This window comes from Paraburkholderia sp. GAS448, assembly GCF_050435685.1.
Classification (GTDB): Bacteria; Pseudomonadota; Gammaproteobacteria; order Burkholderiales; family Burkholderiaceae; genus Paraburkholderia.
In genome coordinates this window covers 1-3,336 of the sequence record NZ_JBNDKT010000112.1, presented here as the reverse complement: position 1 = coordinate 3,336, position 3,336 = coordinate 1, and the positions used below count along the sequence as shown (strand labels likewise).

At 60.7% G+C, this 3,336-nt stretch carries 4 protein-coding genes and 2 pseudogenes; all 6 read right to left on the bottom strand.

The window, feature by feature from the left end:
- Positions 1 to 129: 129 nt before the first annotated feature.
- Positions 130 to 522: a hypothetical protein gene (locus P3T23_RS47305; protein ID WP_429322894.1), complete on the bottom strand. Its 393-nt coding sequence runs from the start codon at positions 520 to 522 to the stop codon at positions 130 to 132.
- 33 nt (positions 523 to 555) lie between these two features.
- Complete coding sequence (locus P3T23_RS47300; protein ID WP_429322893.1) at positions 556 to 1,065, bottom strand: hypothetical protein; 510 nt, start codon at positions 1,063 to 1,065, stop codon at positions 556 to 558.
- Complete coding sequence (locus tag P3T23_RS47295) at positions 1,062 to 1,454, bottom strand: hypothetical protein (RefSeq protein ID WP_429322892.1); 393 nt, start codon at positions 1,452 to 1,454, stop codon at positions 1,062 to 1,064. Before P3T23_RS47295 ends, P3T23_RS47300 begins: the two co-directional genes overlap by 4 nt.
- 41 nt (positions 1,455 to 1,495) lie before the next feature.
- Positions 1,496 to 1,621: pseudogene (locus tag P3T23_RS47290) on the bottom strand (CsgG/HfaB family protein); the annotation flags it as partial.
- Positions 1,622 to 1,808: 187 nt separating this feature from the next.
- On the bottom strand, positions 1,809 to 2,720 hold the full coding sequence (locus tag P3T23_RS47285) for an ISAs1 family transposase (RefSeq protein ID WP_429322891.1): 912 nt from the start codon (positions 2,718 to 2,720) through the stop codon (positions 1,809 to 1,811).
- A gap of 76 nt (positions 2,721 to 2,796) precedes the next feature.
- Positions 2,797 to 3,042 (bottom strand): annotated as a pseudogene (locus tag P3T23_RS47280) (transposase family protein); the annotation flags it as partial.
- Positions 3,043 to 3,336 lie beyond the last annotated feature (294 nt).

Here is a 3,336-nt window from a genome sequence, read left to right as displayed (position 1 = left end):
GGCTTGTCCCAGCCGGCTCGACCGGAGCCACCCTACACCTCCAGCGCCACCCAGTCACCCATACCACTCGTCGGTCTGAGGCGGAGCCTCGTTAGGAAATTGATAGGTGGTGAGGGCATTCAAGATCGTTCATGTTCGCTGTTTCCGTTTTGTGCGGGGGGCCGTGGGGATGGACGCGGCCTGGCCTGATAGCGGCCGGCGACTGGCCATGCACGCTTCCTGGAAGCGGCGGTTCGCGGCGTCGTAGCCCTGGAGGATGGCTGTCGGCAGCGCATACCGGTCCGCCCGCTCACGCTCGTGCCGGATGTCCTCTTCCGTCGGCACGCAGTAGACACTGTGCCCGCCGTCGCGGGTCTGCCTGACCATGCCCCTTGCGACACACCCGTACAGCACCTTCAGCACCTCCGCGGTGCTGTAGCCTGCCAGGCGCGCGATCTGCCGTCCCGTGTACGGCGTGCCGGGCGTCATGCAGGCCAGCACTTTCGCCGGCGTGAGGGGCGGCTTCTGTTCTGCGTTCGTCATTTCAGGTCCCTGCCGCGGTGGCGCCGCTGTCAATCAATCCGGTATCGGCGACAAGGTGTCGCCAAGCACGAAGCGCCGTGCCCGCTCCCAGGCCTCGGTGTACCGGTGCGATGGAAGCAAGGCCAGTTGCTGATCATGTAAGGCGAGGATGTCGCCGAGCACACGGTGATCCGGATCTGGCAGCATCCATTGCTGATGCTGCTGCGCGTGCATCGCACTGCGTGACAAGGCGGCTTCGGCTTCACGAAACACCTCAGCATCCGGCCGTCCCCGCGCACCATCGTGTATGAACCAGGTCAGATAAAGAACCCGCACCAGCTTGATGACCACTTCCTCACTGCCATGGCCGCCGCGTATCGCCGCGAGTGCCAGATGGTATTCAAGCGACAGCGCGCGGACCCTGGCGGCGGACAGCGGCAGCAGCATGTCCTTTGTGAGCGGTTTGCGGCGGTGCTTGAGTGCGGTGCGGTGGGATGTTCGGGCCATGTGGCAGCGTTGAAGACTAGTTTCGAATGGTAAAGATCGCGCCTGCTTGTGCTTCATCGATCGGCGTGACCGTGTGCTGTTTCCGCATCTTCAGCGGGCGCCACGAAGGCGCCCGTGTGTGACACCGTCGCCTTGCCCAGCCGGTACATGGTCATACAGCGGCCCAGGCAAGCCTTCTTCCTGATATCCAGCGCGCCGAGATCAGCAAGTTCTTTGACCGCACGCGTCAACTCCGGCTGCGAGAGGCCCGATTCTTGTGCGGCCGCATATGCGGAAAAAGACTTGTAGGACCATGTATTCAGTACCCTCGTGAGCACGAGCGCCAGCGTGAAGGCCGCGTCGCTGGCTCCCGCGCGGCCCAGTTCAGTCACAAACGCCTGATGCAGCGGCGACATCAGTCGCCAACGCCTGTCTAGCCGTTGAACGTTCAGTTGTTCTGTTTTCATTTTCGATTATCTGGTGTCTGGTTCCGCGTGGCTGAATAGGGTTATTTCGCCTGCGTCAGCGCCCCCGCATTAACTTGTGCGACGAGCCGGTTCACGGCCTCCTGAATGGCGAGCGTCAGCACCTTGCCATTCAGCGTCGAGTCGTAGCCTTCCGTTCCGCCAAAGGCGGATCGTCTGGGTGTTCTTCGCGAATAGCAGTGCCCTCCCGGCTCCCTGAGGGCGCAGACTGTACGCCATCGCCATCGCCATCGCCATCGCCATCGCGCTCTTCATTGCCCGGCGGAGCGGATTTCCGTTTGTCCACGACGGCAAGCAGAGAGGATGGGAGCGTAATAGCTTGGGTGATGAGCTTACCTACATTATCGAGAAAGTCATCCGACTGAGCCCCTGCCACCGCAATGACACCAGCCACCACCAACACGTCACCCATTCGTTGCATCGACAATCCTCTGACGATTCAGAAAAATGAAAATATAATTCGCTGCGATTCGCGTCTATAGGACAATTCCGAAACTGGCTTGCCACAAAATTCGGTTCCCAGGGCTTTCGCATGAAGGGCCTTACCAGCCAAGGATCTGGGCGCGAGTTCTGTGCGGCATTGTCGACGCGCACGCGGCACTGGTCTTCAGCGAAAGTCATATCGAGCACCCAGTGTGAGCTGTTTTCGATAGCCCAGTGGGCACGTACAGCGTGTGCGATGTGTGCCGCGTCGGGCGGCAGACTGGACACATAAAAGCGGTGCTCCGTTGCGGCGCTGTCGCGGATTTCACGCGTGGACTCGATCATCACGATCGAGCGCATCCCGGGCCAGAGTTCGGGCTCAAACTGCGGGTTGGCCAGAATGTCCGTGACAAGGCAGCGGCGTGTCTCTATGCGCCCGTGGCCTTTTTCGACTTCGCAGTGCTCGCTTGCGGCGGCAAGTTTGCGATAGCCGTCAGGGAAGCTGTCAATGGCCTGGAGCGCGGTGCGCATACGTGCGAGCAGCGTCGGCTGGTTCTCCTTCACCGCCAGCACATAATCGGCGCCGGCATCAAGAATCCGTGCGGCAATGTTACGCTGGCAACCCATCGCGTCGATCGTCACGATTGCGCCTTTGAGTTGCAGGGCGTCGAGCAGCTCGGGTATCGCTGTTATTTCGTTGGACTTGTCGGCCGTGCGTACCTGTCCGAGCACGACACCCAGGCCGCTGCCATAGGCTGAAACCAGATGGATGGCACGTTCGCCGCGCTGATGTGAGCCGCGTACCGTCTTGCCGGCGATCGACACGACCTTGTCCAGCCAGCGCTGGACACAGGCTGCTTATCCAGCGTATGAAGCAGGCCTCGAACTGCCGGGAGTTCAGTGCGGCAAAGACCCGGCCAAGCGTGTCATGTGACGGGATGCCATGCACCAGCGGAACGTAGCGGCGCAACCAGTCAAGTTTCGTCTCTCCCCATACCTGCATGCCCAGCCAGCTATCGGCCCCCGAAAGGATCGCGCACAGCGCCACCACCAGTATCTCCGTCAGGCTGTATGCAGGCGTTCGGCTACGTGGGTCCCGCAGATCACCAAATGCTTCTTCAATACTGAGGATGCCTTTCTCTCCCATTGCTTGCGTCGCGGAAAAGACGAGATTAGACACGCATTCGCCCACTGTTTTAAGAGGGTAGCCGCGCTCCCTCCCGGAAACACGGCCCCCGAAGAACGCAGCATGCGGCTTTCACCGCACAGTATGTGGGTAAGCACATACGGCAGAGATTTTTTTGGTTGGCGGTCGCGGCAGCCAGCGCATCGCGATATCGTCGGACCCTGATCCGCGACCGGTAATCAAAAAAATGTTTGTGCTAAACCGCTCCACAGGCGGTGGCCGCTATGGGCATTGAATGACCGCCGCGGTAATTTG